At 63.2% G+C, this 18,947-nt stretch carries 12 protein-coding genes; 6 read left to right on the top strand and 6 right to left on the bottom strand.

Translation table 11 applies throughout. The features are described 5' to 3' along the window. Nucleotides 1-89: 89 nt before the first annotated feature. The 4 genes from ligA to C4K27_RS09705 form a co-directional block, all read right to left on the bottom strand. Entirely contained in the window at nt 90-2,456 is a 2,367-nt protein-coding gene (ligA, locus tag C4K27_RS09720; protein ID WP_053260276.1) for an NAD-dependent DNA ligase LigA, read from the bottom strand. A 127-nt stretch (nt 2,457-2,583) separates the two neighbouring features. Then, entirely contained in the window at nt 2,584-3,432 is an 849-nt protein-coding gene (gene zipA, locus C4K27_RS09715; protein WP_007922364.1) for a cell division protein ZipA, read from the bottom strand. Nucleotides 3,433-3,693: 261 nt separating this feature from the next. Continuing rightward, on the bottom strand, nt 3,694-7,182 hold the full coding sequence (gene smc / locus C4K27_RS09710; protein ID WP_053260275.1) for a chromosome segregation protein SMC: 3,489 nt from the start codon (nt 7,180-7,182) through the stop codon (nt 3,694-3,696). A gap of 2 nt (nt 7,183-7,184) precedes the next feature. Next, on the bottom strand, nt 7,185-7,844 hold the full coding sequence (locus tag C4K27_RS09705; protein ID WP_009042939.1) for a GntR family transcriptional regulator: 660 nt from the start codon (nt 7,842-7,844) through the stop codon (nt 7,185-7,187). Nucleotides 7,845-8,112: 268 nt separating this feature from the next. Between C4K27_RS09705 and xdhA the strand changes: the two genes are divergently transcribed. The 4 genes from xdhA to guaD all read left to right on the top strand — a co-directional run bounded on the left by xdhA (nt 8,113) and on the right by guaD (nt 14,247). Further along, nucleotides 8,113-9,567 carry a xanthine dehydrogenase small subunit gene (gene xdhA / locus C4K27_RS09700; RefSeq protein WP_053260274.1) on the top strand — a complete coding sequence of 485 codons (1,455 nt, stop codon included), beginning with the start codon at nt 8,113-8,115 and terminating at the stop codon, nt 9,565-9,567. After that, nucleotides 9,560-11,959 carry a xanthine dehydrogenase molybdopterin binding subunit gene (gene xdhB / locus C4K27_RS09695; protein WP_053260273.1) on the top strand — a complete coding sequence of 800 codons (2,400 nt, stop codon included), beginning with the start codon at nt 9,560-9,562 and terminating at the stop codon, nt 11,957-11,959. The genes xdhA and xdhB overlap by 8 nt, the downstream gene beginning before the upstream one ends. Before the next feature lie 116 nt (nt 11,960-12,075). Beyond that, the gene (gene xdhC / locus C4K27_RS09690; RefSeq protein ID WP_053260272.1) at nt 12,076-12,918 is read left to right on the top strand and encodes a xanthine dehydrogenase accessory protein XdhC; all 843 of its coding nucleotides are present in this window, start codon (nt 12,076-12,078) and stop codon (nt 12,916-12,918) included. 24 nt (nt 12,919-12,942) lie between these two features. After that, the gene (guaD, locus tag C4K27_RS09685; protein ID WP_053260271.1) at nt 12,943-14,247 is read left to right on the top strand and encodes a guanine deaminase; all 1,305 of its coding nucleotides are present in this window, start codon (nt 12,943-12,945) and stop codon (nt 14,245-14,247) included. A 152-nt stretch (nt 14,248-14,399) separates the two neighbouring features. Here guaD and C4K27_RS09680 read toward each other — a convergent pair whose 3' ends face one another. Continuing rightward, nucleotides 14,400-15,164, bottom strand: a complete 765-nt coding sequence (locus C4K27_RS09680; RefSeq protein WP_007932193.1) for a GntR family transcriptional regulator — start codon at nt 15,162-15,164, stop codon at nt 14,400-14,402. Between the two features lie 299 nt (nt 15,165-15,463). Here C4K27_RS09680 and C4K27_RS09675 point away from each other — a divergent pair, with 299 nt between their 5' ends. Beyond that, nucleotides 15,464-16,654, top strand: a complete 1,191-nt coding sequence (locus C4K27_RS09675) for a benzoate/H(+) symporter BenE family transporter (protein ID WP_053260270.1) — start codon at nt 15,464-15,466, stop codon at nt 16,652-16,654. Nucleotides 16,655-16,885: 231 nt separating this feature from the next. Here C4K27_RS09675 and C4K27_RS09670 read toward each other — a convergent pair whose 3' ends face one another. Continuing rightward, nucleotides 16,886-17,230: a YggL family protein gene (locus C4K27_RS09670; protein ID WP_007932191.1), complete on the bottom strand. Its 345-nt coding sequence runs from the start codon at nt 17,228-17,230 to the stop codon at nt 16,886-16,888. Nucleotides 17,231-17,463: 233 nt separating this feature from the next. On the opposite strand from C4K27_RS09670, the gene dacB reads away from it, so the two are divergent. Further along, complete coding sequence (gene dacB / locus C4K27_RS09665) at nt 17,464-18,924, top strand: D-alanyl-D-alanine carboxypeptidase/D-alanyl-D-alanine endopeptidase (protein WP_053260269.1); 1,461 nt, start codon at nt 17,464-17,466, stop codon at nt 18,922-18,924. The last annotated feature ends 23 nt before the right edge of the window (nt 18,925-18,947 follow it).

Genomic DNA, 18,947 nt, shown 5'->3' with positions numbered 1-18,947 from the left:
GCTGCGACAAGGTCCGCAGGACCTTCTGGCGCCCGACAGAGCAACGCCCGCTGCGCAGTCGATCGCAGCCTTCGGCAGCCGCTATGGGATCAGACCGCTATGCCGTGCTGGCCGAGGAAGCTCACGAAGGTTTCTTCGTCCAGCACCTTGAGGCCCAGCTCGTTGGCCTTGGCCAGCTTGGAGCCGGCACCGGGACCGGCCACCACGCAGTGGGTCTTGGCCGAAACCGAGCCAGCAACCTTGGCGCCCAGGCTTTCCAGCTTGTCCTTGGCCACGTCGCGGCTCATCAGCTCCAGCGAGCCGGTGAGCACCCAGGTCTGGCCGGCCAGCGGCAGCCCTTCCACCACTTTCTTCTCGCTCTGCCAGTGCATGCCGAAGGCTTGCAGCTGCGCCTCGATGGCCAGCGCCCGCTCGGCGTTTTCCGCGATGTCGAAGAACTCACGCACGGCCTTGGCCTGCTTCTCCGGCAGGGTCTGGCGCATGTCCAGCCAGTCCGCCTTGACCACACCGTCGAGGGTGACGAACTTGTCCGCCAGCTTCTGCGCCGCACCCGGCCCCACCGATGGAATGTTCAGCTTGTCGAGCATGCCGCCCAGGGTGGTGCTGGCAGCGAACTCGGCGCCGAGATCACCCTGATCCTGCAACTGCAGCCCGCACTGCTGCGGATCGAGCAGGGCACCGATCACCTGCTGGTTATGGCTGTCCTCGAAGAAGCTGTGAATCTCGTGAGCCACTTCCAGGCCGATATCCGGCAGGTAGGTCAGTACTTCCGGCAAGGCCTGCTGCACGCGCTCCAGAGAGGCCAGGGAGCGCGCCAGGACCTTGGCCGTCTCCTCGCCCACATCGGGAATGCCCAGGGCGTAGATGAAACGCGCCAGGCCCGGCTTCTTGCTGTCTTCGATGGCCTTGAGCAGCTTGTTGCTGGAGACCTCGGCGAAGCCTTCCAGATCGATGATCTGCTCGTACTTGAGCTTGTAGAGGTCGGCCGGCGAACCAATGAGCTTTTCGTCCACCAGCTGTTCGATGGTCTTGTCGCCCAACCCTTCGATATCCATCGCCCGACGGGAAACGAAGTGGATGATCGCCTGCTTGAGCTGCGCGCCACAGGCCAGGCGACCGACACAGCGGTACACCGCGCCTTCGCTGATGGTTTCCTTGCCCTTGCTGCGCTTGATCAACTGTGTGCGCTCGACATGGGAGCCGCACACCGGGCAGGTCTGCGGGATATGCACCTTGCGCGCATTTTCCGGACGACGCTCGACGACCACCTGCACCACTTGCGGAATCACATCGCCCGCACGGCGGATGATCACGGTGTCGCCGATCATCAGGCCCAGGCGCGCCACTTCGTCCATGTTGTGCAGGGTCGCGTTGGAGACGGTGACACCTGCCACCTTGACCGGTTTCAGACGGGCCACTGGGGTCACCGCACCGGTGCGGCCAACCTGGAATTCCACGTCCAGCAGCTCGGTCAGCTCTTCCATCGCCGGGAATTTATGAGCGATCGCCCAGCGCGGCTCGCGAGCCCGGAAGCCCAGCTCGCGCTGCGAGGCAATGCTGTTGACCTTGAACACCACGCCGTCGATTTCATAAGGCAAGCCGTTACGGCGCTCGCCGATATCGCGGTAGTAATCCAGGCATTCGTCGATCCCCTTGGCCAGTTTCAGCTCGCGACTGACGGGCATACCCCAGTGCTTGAGCTGCTCCAGATTGCCGATATGGGTGTCGGCGATATCCGCAGTGACCTGACCGATCCCGTAGCAGCAGAATTCCAGCGGGCGACTGGCGGTGATCTTCGAGTCCAGCTGGCGCAAGCTGCCGGCCGCGGCGTTCCGTGGGTTGGCGAAGGTCTTGCCGCCAACTTCCAGCTGCGCGGCATTGAGCCGCTCGAAACCGGCCTTGGACATGTACACCTCGCCGCGCACCTCCAGGGTCGCCGGCCAGCCGCTGCCGTGCAGCTTGAGGGGGATGTTGCGCACGGTGCGCACATTGACGCTGATGTCTTCGCCAGTGGTGCCGTCGCCGCGAGTCGCGCCGCGCACCAGCACGCCGTCCAGATACAGCAAGCTGACCGCCAGGCCATCGAGCTTCGGCTCGCAGCTGTATTCCACCGCCGCACCGCCACCGAACAGATCGCCCACCGGCAAGTCGAGACCCTCGGTCACCCGGCGATCGAACTCGCGCATGTCGGTTTCTTCGAAGGCGTTGCCCAGGCTGAGCATGGGGATTTCGTGGCGCACCTGAGTGAAGGCCGAGAGCGCCGCGCTGCCGACGCGCTGGGTGGGCGAGTCGCTGCTGACCAGTTCCGGGTGTTCGGCTTCCAGTGCCTTGAGCTCATGGAACAGGCGATCGTATTCAGCGTCGGGGATGCTCGGTTCGTCGAGTACGTGGTAGCGATAGTTGTGCTGATCCAGCTCAGCGCGCAGCTCAAGAATGCGGGTTTCGACGGCGGTCATGATGTTCTCTCAAAAAGCAAAAGAGCAGCCTAGGCTGCTCAATATTTGTCTGGAGGGTCTTGCGACCCTGTCGCGAGCCCGCTCCGGCAGGCCAAGGGTTATCCGGAGCGGCTGGCTCGCGAAGCGCTCAGCGCTTCTGGGTCAGGGCGCGACGTTCGAATTCGACGATGCGCTGACGGTAGTGCTCGATGGTCTGGGCGGTCAGCACACTGCGCTGGTCATCCTTCAGCTCGCCATTGAGTTCCTGGGACAGCTTGCGCGCCGCGGCCACCATCACGTCGAAAGCCTGCTTCGGATGACGCGGGCCTGGCAGGCCGAGGAAGAAGCTCACCGCCGGGGTGCTGAAGTGGTCGATGTCGTCCAGGTCGAATACGCCCGGCTTGACCGCATTGGCCATGGAGAACAGCACTTCGCCATTGCCAGCCATGCTTTCGTGACGGTGGAAAATATCCATCTCGCCAAAACGCAGGCCGCTTTCCAGGATGTTCTGCAACAGCGCCGGGCCCTTGAAGCCGCCGGCATCACGGCAGATCACGCTGATCACCAACACTTCTTCGGCTTGCGGCTGGTCCTTGTCGGCGTAACCGGAAGCCTTGGTTTCATCCGGGAAGTCGTCGTCACGGCTGCTGAAGCTCGGGCCGCCGTCCAGATCCAGGTTGAGGTTCAGGTCGCCCTGCTGTGGCTCGCTGGCACGCTTGCCACGCTTGGAGCCGGATTCGCGCGGTTCGCGCGCCGGCGCGCTCATCGACGGCAGGTCGTGCTCGTCGAGTTGCGGTTCCTTATGGGTATCCAGCACGCGGGGCGGACCCAGCAGTTCGGCACTGCTGTCGTCGTCCGGCAGGTTGGACAGGCTACGATCCAGGCGGAATTTCAACTTTCCTTTGCCGCCGCGCATACGGCGCCAGCCATCAAAAAGAATACCGGCAATGACAATGATGCCGATGACGATCAGCCACTCGCGCAGACCGATTTCCATGTAATCCCGTGCCTCTATGAAAAATGCTGAAAAATAAGAGGTTTAGCAAACTGCAAACCGCTTTAAAACGTGGCGCCAACTCTATGTTCTGACTGGCCTTTTGCCCACGTATAGGAAAAATTGACATTAAACTAGCACGACCAAAGACAACTTTACACCGTCTGTCGCAACGGCTTCATTCAATATGTCGATCAGCCAGTACTCGGCACAGGTAAAAACCTCTTACTTGTCACTTACATACCGGCTTTGGTCGCCCGGATATCAGGCGTCCACCATCGCCATCGCCTCCTCGACATCCACTGCTACCAGGCGCGAACAGCCGGGTTCGTGCATCGTCACGCCCATCAATTGATCGGCCATTTCCATGGCGATCTTGTTGTGGGTGATATAGATGAACTGCACCGTCTGCGACATCTCTTTAACCAGCCTTGCGTAGCGTCCAACGTTAGCGTCATCCAGCGGGGCGTCAACTTCGTCGAGCATGCAGAACGGCGCCGGGTTCAACTTGAAGATGGCAAATACCAGCGCCAGGGCCGTCAATGCTTTCTCACCACCGGACAACAAATGAATGGTGCTGTTCTTCTTCCCTGGCGGACGCGCCATGATCGTTACCCCTGTATCGAGTAGATCTTCGCCCGTCAGTTCCAAATAAGCGCTGCCGCCACCGAAAACTTTTGGAAAGAGCGCCTGTAAACCGCCGTTAATCTGATCAAAGGTATCCTTGAAACGATTACGGGTTTCCTTGTCGATCTTGCGAATCACGTTTTCCAGGGTTTCCAGGGCTTCCACCAGATCGGCGTCCTGGGCGTCCAGATAACGTTTGCGTTCGGACTGCTGCTGGTACTCATCGATGGCCGCGAGGTTGATCGCCCCCAGGCGCTGGATACGCGCGGCAATCCGCTCGAGTTCTTCCTCGGCCTCTTTCTCGCTGGCCTGCTCGGTCAACGTGGCGAGCACGCCCTGCAAGTCGTAGCCGTCTTCCAGCAACTGGTCCTGCAAGGTCTTGCGACGCACGCTCAGGGCCTGCCATTCCATGCGCTGCTGTTCGAGCTGGCCACGGATCAACTGCGATTGCTGCTCGGCCTGGGTCCGACGTTTTTCCGCGTCGCGCAATTCGCGGTCGGCATCTTCCATGGCGATCTGCGCGCTCTTGAGCTCGACGTCGACGGTCATGCGTTTTTCCAGCAATTCCTCGAGTTTCAGGCGCAGCTCTTCCAGCGGCGCGGCGCCCTCCTCCAGGTTCAGGCTGAGCTGTTCACGCTTCTCCGTCAGACGCTCCGATTGCAGCTCCAGGCGCTCCAGGGCCTGGCGGGTGGAATCGTGCTGGGCCTTGAGCGACCCCAGGCGCACCGCCAACTGATGAGCGTGATCCTTGTGCTGGCGCGCCTCCTGGCGCACCCGGTCCAGGCGTTCGCGCAAACTGTCGCGCTGGGCCAGCAGCAATTCGCGCTGCTCGGTGTCCAGGGCCATGCTGTCGAGGGCTTCCTGCAACTGCAGACGGGCTTCGCCCACTTGTTCGTGTTCCACCGCGCGCTGCTCGCCCAGCTCCGCCACTTCTTCATCCAGGCGGGTACGGCGCAGGGCCAACTGCTCGGCCTTGGCCTTGCCGGCAGAAAGCCTGGCTTTCAATTCACCCTGCTGTCGGGCTTCGTCCTGCAACAGACGGCGCAGGTGTTCGCGACCGTTCTCTTGCTGGCGCTGTTGCGCACGCAGGTTCTGCAACCGGGTTTCCAGGTCTTCCACGCTGGCTTCGCGCTCGTCGCGTTCCAGACTCAACTGCTCGATTTCCTGGTTGCGCGCGAGCATGCCGCTTTCCGCTTCGCTGGCGCGGCGCACCCGCAGAAAATGCCGGCCGACCCAGAACCCGTCACGGCTGATCAGGCTCTCACCGGCCGCCAGTTGGCCACGCAGGGCCAAGGCCTGTTCAAGGCTTTCCACCGGCTTGACCTGGCCCAGCCAGGGCGCCAGATCGACCTGGGCATCGACCTTGTCCAGCAGGCTGCCCGGCATCCGCGCACCCTCGCCCGCCAGCTGGAGCAGGCGCAGGTCGCCCTGCTCGAAGCCGGCCAGGTCGAAGCCGGCAAAATCGTCGACCAGTACCGCTTGCAGGTCGGCGCCGAGCACGGTTTCCACCGCGAGCTCCCAACCGGCCTCGACCTTCAAGCCTTCGGCCAGCCGCGGACGCTCGGCCAACTGTTGCTCCTGCAGCCACTGCGCCGCGCCGGTCCCCGGATTGAGCGCCGCCTGCTGCAAAGCCTCCAGCGAGGCCAGGCGCCCATTGAGGCGCTGTAGTTCGCCCTGGGCCTGCTGTTGGGCCTGGGTCGCCTGATGCAGCTCCTGGCGCAGTTGCTCCAGGCGCTCGACTTGAGCGTCTTCGCTGGCCTGCAAATCTTCCAGGGTCGCCTCGCTGGCCGCGAGTTGTTCATTGAGTTCGAGGATCGCCGCGTCTTCCGGGTCGGCAGCGAGCAACGCGCGCTCCTCCACCAGGCGCCGCTGGCGCTCGCCCAGGCGTTCCATGCTGCCTTCGAGCTGCTGGATACGCGACTGCTGCACCTCGGCCTGGCGTCGCGGCTCGGCGGATTTGAGGTTGAAACCGTCCCACTGCTCCTGCCAGCCGTGCATGGTGGTTTCGGCTTCTTCCAGGGCCGCAGCGGCCTCTTCGGCGGCGGCGCTGGTGACTTCCTGCTCGGGCTCGAGCATTTCCAGCTCTTCACCGAGGGTGGCGAGCAAGGTGCGGTCGTGGCCCAGGTGGGATTCGGTCTCCTGGCGTGCACGCTCGGCTTCGCGCAAGTCGTCCTGCAACTGGCGCAAACGCTGCTGGCCGTGCTGGATGCTCTGCTCGACCCGGGCGATATCGCCACCGACCGAATAGAAGCGCCCCTGCACCAGATTGAAGCGCTCGGACAGCTCATGGTGACCGTCACGCAGGCGCTCGATGGCGGCGTCGGCATTGCGTTGCTCCGCCACCAGGGCTTCAAAGCCGACTTCCTGGTTGCCGATGATCGATTCGCGCTGGCCGACCTGCTCGTTAAGCTCCTGCCAGCGCAGTGCCGACAGTTGGGCCTTGAGCTGACGCTCCTCGCCCTTGTATTCCTGGTACTTCTCGGCCGCCTGGGCCTGGCGGTGCAGGCGTTCGAGCTGGCGTTCCAGCTCCTCGCGCAGGTCGGTCAGGCGCGCCAGGTTTTCGTGGGTACGGCGGATGCGGTTTTCGGTTTCCCGGCGGCGCTCCTTGTACTTGGAAATCCCGGCGGCTTCTTCGATGAAGTTGCGCAGGTCTTCCGGCTTGGCTTCGATCAGCTTGGAGATCATGCCCTGCTCGATGATCGAGTAGCTGCGTGGCCCCAGGCCGGTGCCGAGGAAAATGTCGGTAATGTCGCGACGGCGGCACTTGGCGCCGTTGAGGAAATAGCTGTTCTGACTGTCGCGGGTGACCTTGCGGCGGATGGAGATCTCCGCGTAGGCCGCGTACTCGCCGACCAGGGTGCCGTCGGAGTTGTCGAAGACCAGCTCGATGCTGGCCTGGCTCACCGGCTTGCGGCTGGTGGAACCGTTGAAGATGACGTCGGTCATCGACTCGCCGCGCAGGTTCTTGGCCGAGCTCTCGCCCATGACCCAGCGCACGGCGTCGATGATGTTCGACTTGCCGCAACCATTGGGCCCGACCACCGCCGCCATGTTACTGGGGAAGTTCACCGTGGTCGGGTCGACGAAGGACTTGAACCCCGCCAGCTTGATGCACTTGAGCCGCACGCTCAGGCAACCGTCAAGGCGGCGACTACCAGGTCGCAACTGCGCCGGGCATAGGCCGTCAGCACCAGGCGGATCGTCGGCAGGTCACGGGCCAGCACGGCGGCCAGCAGTTGCTCGAACAGGTCGAGGAATTCGCTCATTTCCGCCTTGCGCTGCTCCAGGGCCAGGAAATAGGCACGGCTCATCGCCGGCTGCAGGTTCTCGACGGTTTCCTGCAGGTACGGGTTGTCGGCGAACGGGTAGGCGGCGCGCATCACGTTGAAGCTGTCTTCGACGAAACTGCGGATGTCCTGGCGCTCGTAGGCGGCGATCAATCGTTGTTGGATCTGCAGGAACGGCGCCATGTCGGCCTGCAGTTCCCAGCCGTTGGCCACCGAGTTGCCCAGCAGGATGTACAGCTCGCTCATCAGGGTGCACAGGCTCTGCACCTTGTGCGGGGTGAGTTCGGTCACATGGGCGCCACGACGCGGCAGGATGGCGATCAGGTGACGGCGTTCGAGGATCAGCAGGGCCTCGCGGACCGAGCCGCGGCTGACGTTGAGGGCCAGCGTGACCTTCTGTTCCTGAATGCGCTCCCCAGGCTTGAGCTCGCCGCGAATGATGCGTTCGGCGAGGTGGTGAGCGATTTGCTCGGCGAGGCTGTCCGGCGCCTTGAACGTCATGGTTTTCCTTCAAACTCTTAGATCGGTACAAGCGGCGCAGTGTAGCGCAATTGCTACCTCATGGCGGAGTGCCCAAGGGCCTGAATTTGGCACGGAATAAGCAAAAGGCACTGCGGCCCGGGAGGGTCAATACTGTTTGAAAGCGCGTGTTGATCGGCAAAAAACGATTTCCTGACCTTTAAGTCAGAAAATCATTGACCGAAAAGTCAGACATGACTAAATTCGGCCCACGTCGGTTACCAACAATAATGAGTCTGCGAGGCCTTCCGTGATCCAGTTTTTACTCAACCAGGAACTCCGTAGCGAGCACACCCTGGACCCGAATCTGACGGTGCTCAATTATCTGCGCGAGCATCTGGGCAAGCCCGGCACCAAGGAAGGCTGCGCCAGTGGCGACTGCGGCGCCTGCACCGTGGTGGTCGGCGAATTGCAGACCGACGACACGGGCGCGGAGCACATCCGTTATCGCAGCCTCAACTCGTGCCTGACCTTCGTCTCGTCGCTGCACGGCAAACAGCTGATCAGCGTCGAAGACCTCAAGCACCAGGGCCAGTTGCACAGCGTGCAGAAAGCCATGGTCGAATGCCACGGCTCGCAGTGCGGCTTCTGTACGCCGGGCTTCGTCATGTCACTGTTCGCCCTGCAGAAGAACTCCGAGCAACCCGACTCGCACAAGGCCCATGAAGCCCTGGCCGGCAACCTGTGCCGCTGCACCGGCTACCGCCCGATCCTCGCCGCCGCCGAGCAGGCCTGCTGCGGCAAGCAGCCGGACCAGTTCGACGCCCGCGAAGCCGAGACCATCGCCCGCCTGAAAGCCATCGCCCCCAGCGACACCGGCGAACTGAACAGTGGCGACAAACGTTGCCTGGTACCGCTGACCGTATCCGATCTGGCCGACCTGTATGACGCCTACCCGCAAGCCCGGCTGCTGGCCGGCGGCACCGACCTGGCGCTGGAGGTCACACAGTTCCACCGCCCGCTGCCGGTGATGATCTATGTCGGCAACGTCGCCGAAATGAAACGCATCGAACGCTTCGACGACCGCCTGGAAATCGGCGCCGCCACCGCCCTCTCCGATTGCTACGACGCCCTCAAGGCCGAGTACCCGGACTTCGGTGAGCTGCTGCAACGCTTCGCCTCGTTGCAGATCCGCAACCAGGGCACCCTGGGCGGCAACATTGGCAACGCTTCGCCCATCGGCGACTCACCGCCCTTGCTGATCGCCCTGGGCGCGCAGATCGTCCTGTGCAAGGGCAACACCCGCCGCACCCTGGCCCTGGAAGACTATTTCATCGACTACCGCGTCACCGCGCGCCAGGAAAGCGAGTTCATCGAGAAGATCATCGTGCCACGGGCCAGCGCCCAGCAGCTGTTCCGCGCCTACAAGGTGTCCAAGCGCCTGGACGACGATATTTCCGCGGTCTGCGCGGCCTTCAATCTGCGTATCGAGAACGGCGTGATCGCCGACGCTCGCGTGGCCTTCGGTGGCATGGCCGCCACCCCGAAACGCGCCAAGCACTGCGAGGCCGCGCTGCTCGGCGCCCCGTGGAGCGAGACCACCGTCGAACGTGCCTGCGCCGCCCTGGGCGAAGACTTCACCCCGCTTTCGGACTTCCGCGCCAGCAAGGAATACCGCCTGCTCAGCGCCCAGAACCTGCTGCGCAAATACTTTATCGAACTGCAAACACCGCACATCGAAACCCGGGTGACCGCTTATGTCTAATCATCACAAAGTCGAGAAGACTCAAGCCGAACTGAGCGCCCTGTTTCAACAGGACCTGGCCACCGGCGTCGGGCGCAGCGTCAAGCACGACAGTGCCGCCAAACATGTATCCGGCGAAGCGGTGTACATCGATGACCGGCTGGAATTCCCCAACCAGCTGCATGTGTATGCGCGCCTCTCGGACCGTGCCCACGCCAAGATCCTCAGCATCGACACCGCGCCCTGCCATGCCTTCGACGGCGTGCGTATCGTCATCACCCACAAGGACATTCCGGGGCTGAAAGACATCGGCCCGCTGCTGCCCGGCGACCCGCTGCTGGCCATCGACGACGTGCAGTTCGTCGGTCAGCCGGTGCTGGCCGTGGCCGCCCGCGACCTGGAAACCGCGCGCCAAGCGGCCATGGCCGCGGTCATCGAATACGAGGACCTGGAGCCAGTCCTGGACGTGGTCGAAGCCCTGCGCAAACGCCACTTCGTCCTCGACAGCCACACCCACCAGCGCGGCGACTCGGCCAAGGCCCTGGCCAGCGCCGAGCATCGCCTGCAGGGCACGCTGCACATCGGCGGCCAGGAACACTTCTACCTGGAGACCCAGATTTCCTCGGTGATGCCCACCGAAGACGGCGGCATGATCGTCTACTGCTCGACCCAGAACCCCACCGAGGTGCAGAAACTGGTGGCCGAGGTGCTGGACGTGTCGATGAACAAGATCGTGGTCGACATGCGCCGCATGGGCGGTGGTTTCGGCGGCAAGGAAACCCAGGCCGCCAGCCCGGCATGCCTGTGCGCGGTGATCGCGCACCTCACCGGCCAGCCAACCAAGATGCGCCTGCCGCGGGTCGAAGACATGCTGATGACCGGCAAGCGCCACCCCTTCTATATCGAGTACGACGTCGGCTTCGACAGCACCGGGCGCCTGCATGGCATCCAGCTGGAGCTGGCCGGCAACTGCGGTTGCTCGCCGGACCTGTCGGCCTCGATCGTCGACCGGGCGATGTTCCACGCCGACAACTCGTACTACCTGGGCGACGCCACCATCAACGGCCATCGCTGCAAGACCAACACCGCGTCGAACACCGCCTACCGTGGTTTCGGCGGCCCGCAAGGCATGGTCGCCATCGAGGAAGTGATGGACGCCATCGCCCGCCATCTCGCCCTCGACCCGCTGGCCGTGCGCAAGGCCAACTACTACGGCAAGACCGAACGCAACGTCACCCACTACTACCAGACCGTCGAGCACAACATGCTCGAAGAAATGACCGCAGAACTGGAAGCCAGCAGCCAGTACGCCGAGCGCCGCGAAGCGATCCGCCGCTACAACGCCGGCAGCCCGATCCTGAAAAAGGGTCTGGCACTGACCCCGGTGAAATTCGGCATTTCCTTCACCGCCAGCTTCCTCAACCAGGCCGGCGCGCTGGTGCACGTCTATACCGACGGCAGCATCCACCTCAACCACGGCGGCACGGAAATGGGCCAGGGCCTGAACACCAAGGTGGCGCAGGTGGTGGCCGAGGTGTTCCAGGTGGAGATCGACCGGGTGCAGATCACCGCGACCAACACCGACAAGGTGCCCAACACCTCGCCGACCGCCGCCTCCAGCGGTGCCGACCTGAATGGCAAGGCGGCGCAGAACGCAGCGGAAACCATCAAGAAACGCCTGGTGGAGTTTGCCGCCCGGCAGTACAAGGTCAGCGAGGAAGATGTGGAATTCCACAACGGCCACGTACGGGTCCGCGACCAGATCCTGAGTTTCGAGGAACTGATCCAGCAGGCTTATTTCGCCCAGGTCTCGCTGTCCAGCACCGGCTTCTACAAGACCCCGAAAATCTACTACGACCGTGCCCAGGCCCGTGGCCGGCCGTTCTACTACTTCGCCTACGGCGCCGCCTGCGCCGAGGTGATAGTCGACACCCTGACCGGCGAGTACAAGATGCTGCGCACCGATATCCTGCATGACGTCGGTGCCTCGCTGAACCCGGCCATCGACATCGGCCAGGTGGAAGGTGGCTTTATCCAGGGCATGGGCTGGCTGACCATGGAAGAATTGGTGTGGAACGCCAAGGGCAAGCTAGAGACCTGCGGCCCCGCCAGTTACAAGATTCCAGCCGTTGCCGACATGCCTTTGGATTTGCGCGTGAAGCTGGTGGAAAACCGCAAGAACCCGGAAGACACGGTGTTCCACTCCAAGGCCGTGGGTGAGCCGCCGTTCATGCTCGGCATCGCCGCCTGGTGCGCTATCAAGGATGCCGTGGCCAGCCTCGGCGATTACCGGCACCAGCCGAAGATCGACGCGCCGGCCACGCCGGAGCGGGTGTTGTGGGGCTGCGAGCAGATGCGCCAGCTGAAGGTGACGAAGGCCGTCGAGGCCGAGTCTGAACTGGTTCCGCTCTAGAACGAGGTGCGCCTATCGCGGGCAAGCCTCGCGCCTACCGATCTGCACGGGTCTGTAGGAGCGAGGCTTGCCCGCGATGAGGGCCGAACAGACAACAGCGAATGCTGAGGTGAAACATGTACAACTGGATCAGCGCCCTCGCCGACCTGCAAACCCGCGGCGAACCCTGCGTGCTGGTGACCATCATCGAAGAGCTGGGTTCGACGCCACGCAATGCCGGCTCGAAAATGGTCATCAGCGCCACCCAGAGCTTCGACACCATCGGCGGCGGCCACCTGGAATACAAGGCCATGCAGATCGCCCGCGAGATGCTCGCCAGCGGCAAGCAGGACACCCATCTGGAGCGCTTCAGCCTGGGCGCCAGCCTCGGCCAGTGCTGCGGCGGGGTGACGGTGTTGCTGTTCGAACCCATGGGCCAGGTCCAGGCGCAGATCGCGGTCTTCGGCGCCGGCCATGTCGGCCGCGCCCTGGTGCCGCTGCTGGCCAGCCTGCCGTGCAAGGTGCGCTGGATCGACTCGCGGGAACAGGAATTCCCCGAGCAGATCCCCCAGGGCGTGCGCAAGATCGTCAGCGAAGAGCCCGTCGATGAAATCGATGACCTGCCCACTGGCAGCTATTGCATCGTCATGACCCACAATCACCAGCTCGACCTGGAGCTCACCGCCGCGATCCTCAAGCGCAACGACTTTGCCTACTTCGGCCTGATCGGCTCGAATACCAAACGGGTGAAGTTCGAACACCGCCTACGCGAGCGCGGCTTCGACAGCGGCGTGCTGCAACGCATGCGCTGCCCGATGGGGCTCGGCGAAGTCAAAGGCAAGTTGCCTGTGGAAATCGCCATCTCCATCGCCGGCGAAATCATCGCCACCTATAACGCCAATTTCGGCCAGCACAGTGCCCGCGCCGAACCCATTGCCAAACTGCTGCCGGCCTCGCGCCGCAGCCACGCCACTCATTAAAAAGCCACGAACCGAGACTGCCTCATGCCTCTGACTCGCAAAGCCTACCGTGCCGCCATCCTGCACAGCATCGCCGACCCCGCCGAGGTCGGCATCGAAGCCTCCTACGAGTATTTCGAGGATGGCCTGCTGGTGGTCGACAACGGCCAGATCAGCGCCCTCGGCCACGCCAGCGAATTGCTCGCCAGCCTGCCCGCCGATATGGAGATCATTCACTATCAGGATGCGCTGATCACCCCAGGCTTCATCGACACCCATATCCACCTGCCGCAGACCGGCATGGTCGGTGCCTATGGCGAGCAATTGCTGGACTGGCTCAACACCTATACCTTCCCCTGCGAAAGCCAGTTCGCCGACCAGGCCCATGCCGAGGAAGTGGCAGAGATTTTCATCAAGGAGCTGCTGCGCAACGGCACCACCACCGCCCTGGTCTTCGGCAGCGTGCATCCGCAATCGGTGAATGCCTTTTTCGAAGCGGCCGAGAAGCTCGACCTGCGGATGATCGCCGGCAAGGTGATGATGGACCGCAACGCCCCCGACTACCTGACCGACACTGCCGAATCCAGCTACCTGGAAAGCAAGGCGCTGATCGAGCGCTGGCATGGCAAGGGCCGCCTGCACTACGCGGTGACACCGCGTTTCGCCCCGACCAGCACCCCGGAACAACTGACCCTGGCCGGGCAATTGCTCGGCGAATACCCCGACCTGTACATGCAGACCCACATCAGCGAGAACCTGCAGGAAGTCGAATGGGTCAAGGAACTGTTCCCCGAGCGCAAGGGCTACCTGGACGTGTACGACCACTACCAGTTGCTGGGCGAGCGCTCGGTGTTCGCCCACGGCGTGCACCTGTGCGACGACGAATGCGCGCGCCTGGCGCAGACCGGTTCGGCCGTGGCCTTCTGCCCGACCTCGAACCTGTTTCTCGGCAGCGGCCTGTTCAACCTGCCGATGGCCGAGAAGCACAAGCTGAATGTCGGCCTGGGCACCGACGTCGGCGGCGGCACCAGCTTCTCGCTGCTGCAGACCCTGAACGAAGCCTACAAGGTCATGCAGTTGCAGGGCGCGCGCCTGAGTCCGTTCAAGTCGCTGTACCTGGCCACCCTCGGCGGCGCACGCGCACTGCGCCTGGAAGAGCGGATCGGCACCCTGCAGCCAGGCACCGACGCCGACTTCCTGGTGCTCGACTACAACGCCACGCCACTGCTGAGCTATCGCCTGAAACAATCCAAGAGCATCGCCGAGACGCTGTTCGTGCTGATGACCCTGGGCGATGACCGCACCGTGGCGCAGACCTATGCCGCGGGCAATCTGGTGCACCAGCGCTAAGTTGTTCCAGGCATAAAAAATCCCCCGTGATCGCTGGATTCCGGGGGATTTTTTGTGCCTTTCAGGCCGTCATCGCGGGCAAGCCTCGCTCCTACGCGAACGTCGCAATCCGTAGGCGCGAGGCTTGCCCGCGAAGGGCCCGCGGCAATGTCTCAGAGCTTGGCGGGAGAGCGGCCCGGCTTCTTGGTTTGCAGCAGGTGCGAGAACACCGCATGCAGGTCGTCCGAGGCGCTTTCTTCGTCGAGGTTGAGCTTGCTGTCGATGTGATCCATGTGATGCATCATCAGGGTCACTGCCAGCTCCGCATCGCGGGCCTCGATGGCGTCGATCAACTGGGTGTGCTCATCGTAGGAACAGTGCGAACGGTTGCCGCTTTCGTACTGGGCGATGATCAGCGAGGTCTGCGACACCAGGCTGCGCTGGAAGCTGATCAGCGGAGCATTCTTCGCCGCCTCGGCAAGTTTGAGGTGGAACTCGCCCGACAAGCGGATACCGGCGCCGCGATCGCCACGGGAAAAGCTGTCGCGCTCGTCGTTGACCATCTGCCGCAGCTCGGCAAGCTGTTCGGCCGTGGCGTGCTGCACCGCCAGCTCGGTGATCGCCCGCTCCACCAGCCGGCGCGCCATGAACACCTGGCGGGCCTCCTCGACACTCGGGCTGGCCACGACCGCGCCGCGATTGGGCCGCAGCAGCACCACGCCTTCATGGGCCAGGCGCGACAGCGCACGACGAATGATGGTACGGCTGACCCCGAAAATTTCCCCCAGCGCCTCTTCGCTCAACTTGGTGCCGGGCGCCAGGCGCTGTTCGAGGATGGCCTCGAAGATATGCGCGTAGACAATATCGTCCTGGGTCCCGCTGCGACCGGCCTTGCCTGCTCGCGGTTGTTTCTTGAGGGGTTGCAACTGTTCGTTCATGGGCACTCGAGTCGGGAGAACTGCGGCGAATTGACCGTGACTGTAATACGGCACAGTGGGTCGCTGACAAGTATCGCGTAAAAACAATGGCACATTGTACACAACCCATGGGGTCCATTCGCAATAACTGTATGGTCCACGGGCTGTCGCAACGACTGTACGGCCATTTGCCGCCCTGGCTGTATTGCAATGAATGGTTACTTTTACGTTTAGGCTTGGCCCCTGCTTTCGTCACCCAACGCCCCTGCACCGGGCTTTCGGGCGACAGATATCTTTATCAGAACAAGGAACAGCGCTCCATGTCCGACGCCTCCCTCGCGCCATTACGCCCCCTGGCCGATACTTCGCCCTCGGCCGTAGTCGCCGGCTTCATCGCCATGATGACCGGCTACACCAGCTCCCTGGTGCTGATGTTCCAGGCCGGACAGGCCGCCGGGCTGACCAGCGGGCAGATTTCCTCGTGGATCTGGGCCATCTCCATCGGCATGGCCCTCTGCAGCATCAGCCTGTCCTTGCGCTACCGCACCCCGATCACCGTCGCCTGGTCGACCCCCGGCGCCGCGCTGCTGATCACCAGCCTGTCCGGGGTGAGCTACGGCGAAGCCATCGGTGCCTATATCACCTGCGCGGTGCTGGTAACCATCTGCGGCCTGACCGGCAGCTTCGAACGCCTGGTCAAGCGCATCCCGGCCTCCCTCGCCGCGGCACTGCTGGCGGGCATCCTGTTCAAGATCGGCAGCGAGATCTTCGTCGCCGCGCAGCACCGCACCGCCCTGGTGCTGGGCATGTTCTTCAGCTACCTGCTGGTCAAGCGCCTGTCGCCACGCTATGCGGTGCTCGCCGCGCTGCTGATCGGCACTGCATTGGCCGGGGTGATGGGCCTGCTGGATTTCAGCCAATTCCACCTGGAAGTCGCCACGCCGGTGTGGACCACCCCGCACTTTTCCCTGGCGGCGACCATCAGCATCGGCATCCCGCTGTTCGTGGTGGCCATGACCTCGCAGAACATGCCCGGGGTCGCCGTGCTGCGCGCCGACGGCTACAACGTCCCGGCCTCGCCGCTGGTCACCACCACCGGTATCGCCTCCCTGCTGCTGGCGCCGTTCGGCTCCCACGGCATCAACCTGGCGGCCATCAGCGCGGCGATCTGCACCGGCCCCCATGCCCACGAGGACCGCAACAAGCGCTACACCGCGGCGGTCTGGTGCGGGATTTTCTACGGCATCGCCGGGGTCTTCGGCGCCACGCTGGCGGCGCTGTTCGCGGCCCTGCCCAAGGAGCTGGTGCTGTCGATCGCCGCGCTGGCGCTGTTCGGCTCGATCATCAACGGCCTGAGTATCGCCATGAGCCAGGTGAAGGAGCGCGAGGCGGCGCTGATCACCTTTATGGTGACCGCCTCAGGCCTGACCCTGTTCTCCGTCGGCTCGGCGTTCTGGGGAATCGTGGCCGGCGTGCTGACCCTGGCGATCCTGAACTGGAACAACGAATAAGCCTGTAGCCGCTGCCGCAGGCTGCGATAAGCCCGAAGGCTTCAGCGATCTCAAGACCTTACGCGTCCTTCGGTCGCGATCGCAGCCTACGGCAGCGGCTACAACCCGCCCACGCGAAATCCTGGGAAACAGGCCCGAGGCATATAAAGGTTCTGCGGGGGGAATAAATCGAGAAGGCTGTACCGCGACAGCCGTGAGTCGGCGGCCCGGACGGGCCACCGACTCAGCACATCAGGCTACCGGATTGATCGAGTTTTCCGGGTACCAGACGTCCAGCAGCGGGCTGACTTCAACGCTGGTCAGCTCGGTGCGGGCCTTGAGCCAGGCTTCGACCTTGGCACGTTGCTCTTCGCTGACCGAACCGCGTTTGCTCAGGCAAACCAGGCCGAAGTCATCGCCACCAACATAGCCGAGGCCGTTGGCTTCCATCGCTTCTTTGAGGAACGCGTCGAGGAAAGCGTCAATAGCCTCTTCGGCCAGATCTTCTTTGAAATCCAGGTTCAGCTCAAAACCCAGCTCCTGAAATTCATCTACGCACAGTTTTTTGCGCAGACGGCGGGAACGGTTAGTGGCCATGGAACAATCCTCATAAGTAATAACGGGCGGCACTTTACCAGTTTAAGCAACCGATTGCCTGACTCTATGAGGGCCTTGGCCTGCCATTGGGAAAAAAATAGCGGATTAGCCCGCCGCGGCACGGCACAAGCCGCTATACCTTGGGGCATAATGCCGACACTTTCGTGACCACTGAGGGAATTTATCGTCATGCCCTCGTCTTTTCTCCCCTCGGCTGTAGGGTTTTACTTCACATGATCAAATCTTTGCGTCCACTTTTTCTTGCCGGTCTTCTTCTGCCCCTGGCCATTTCCGTTTCCGCCGCCCCCGTCAACACCACCCTTTCGCCCAAGGTCCAACAGGCCCTCAAGGCCAGCAAACTGCAAGACAACGCCCTGTCGCTGGTGATGATCCCGCTCAGCGGCCCGGGCACGGCCACCGTTTACAACGCCGACGTGTCGGTCAACCCGGCCTCGACCATGAAACTGGTTACCACCTACGCCGCCCTGGAAATGCTCGGCCCGACCCACCAGTGGAAAACCGAGTTCTACACCGACGGCACCCTGAGCGGCGGCATCCTCAATGGCAACCTGTACCTCAAGGGCGGCGGCGATCCCAAGCTGAACATGGAAAAACTCTGGTTGCTGATGCGCGACCTGCGGGCCAACGGCGTGCAGCAAGTGACCGGCGACCTGGTGCTGGACCGCAACTTCTTCGTGCAGCCGCAGCTGCCGCAGTTCAACGATGACGGTAACGACGAGAACAAGCCGTTCCTGGTCAAGCCCGATGCCCTGCTGGTCAACCTCAAGGCCCTGCGCTTCGTGGCGCGCAACGATTCGGGCAAGGTGCTGATTTCCGTCGAGCCGCCGATTGCCAGCATTCGCATCGACAACCAGGTCAAGGCCATCGGCGGCAAACAGTGCACCGGCAACGTGCGCTACAACCCGGTCCCACAGGCGGACGGCAGCGTCACCGTGACCGTCAACGGCCAGCTGGGCGACGGTTGCAGTTCGCAGACCTACCTGTCGCTGCTCGACCACGCGACCTACACCGCCGGCGCCGTACGCGCCATCTGGAAGGAACTGGGCGGCAGCATCCAGGGCAAGGACCGCCTGGCCGCCGTGCCATCCAGCGCCAAGGTGCTGGCCCGGGCCTTCTCGCCGGACCTGGCGGAAATCATCCGCGACATCAACAAATACAGTAACAACACCATGGCCCAGCAACTGTTCCTCAGCCTCGGCGCGCAATACCGCACCGAAGCCGATGGCGACGATGCCAAGGCGGCGCAACGGGTGGTGCGCCAGTGGCTGGCGAAGAAAGGCATCACCGCGCCGCACCTGGTGATGGAGAACGGTTCGGGCCTGTCCCGTGCCGAACGGGTCAGCGCCCGCGAAATGGCCGCCATGCTGCAAGCGGCCTGGAGAAGCCCGTACTCGGCGGAGTTCATCAGTTCGATGCCGATCGCCGGCATGGACGGCACCATGCGCAAGCGCCTGAAGCGCACCGCGATGTCCGGTGAAGCCCACGTGAAGACCGGGACCCTGAACACCGTCCGCGCCATCGCCGGCTACAGCCGCGACAGCAACGGCAACACCTGGGCCGTGGTAGCGATTCTCAACGATCCGAAGCCCTGGGGCGCGTCCTCGGTGCTCGACCAGGTGCTGCTGGATCTGTACCGCCAGCCGAAACTGGCAGACACCGCTTCGACCCTGTAAGCCGTCACTCAGGTGGCGCGAGG

This window comes from Pseudomonas chlororaphis subsp. chlororaphis, assembly GCF_003945765.1.
Lineage (GTDB): Bacteria > Pseudomonadota > Gammaproteobacteria > Pseudomonadales > Pseudomonadaceae > Aquipseudomonas > Aquipseudomonas chlororaphis.
This window is presented reverse-complemented; position numbering and strand designations above follow the sequence as displayed.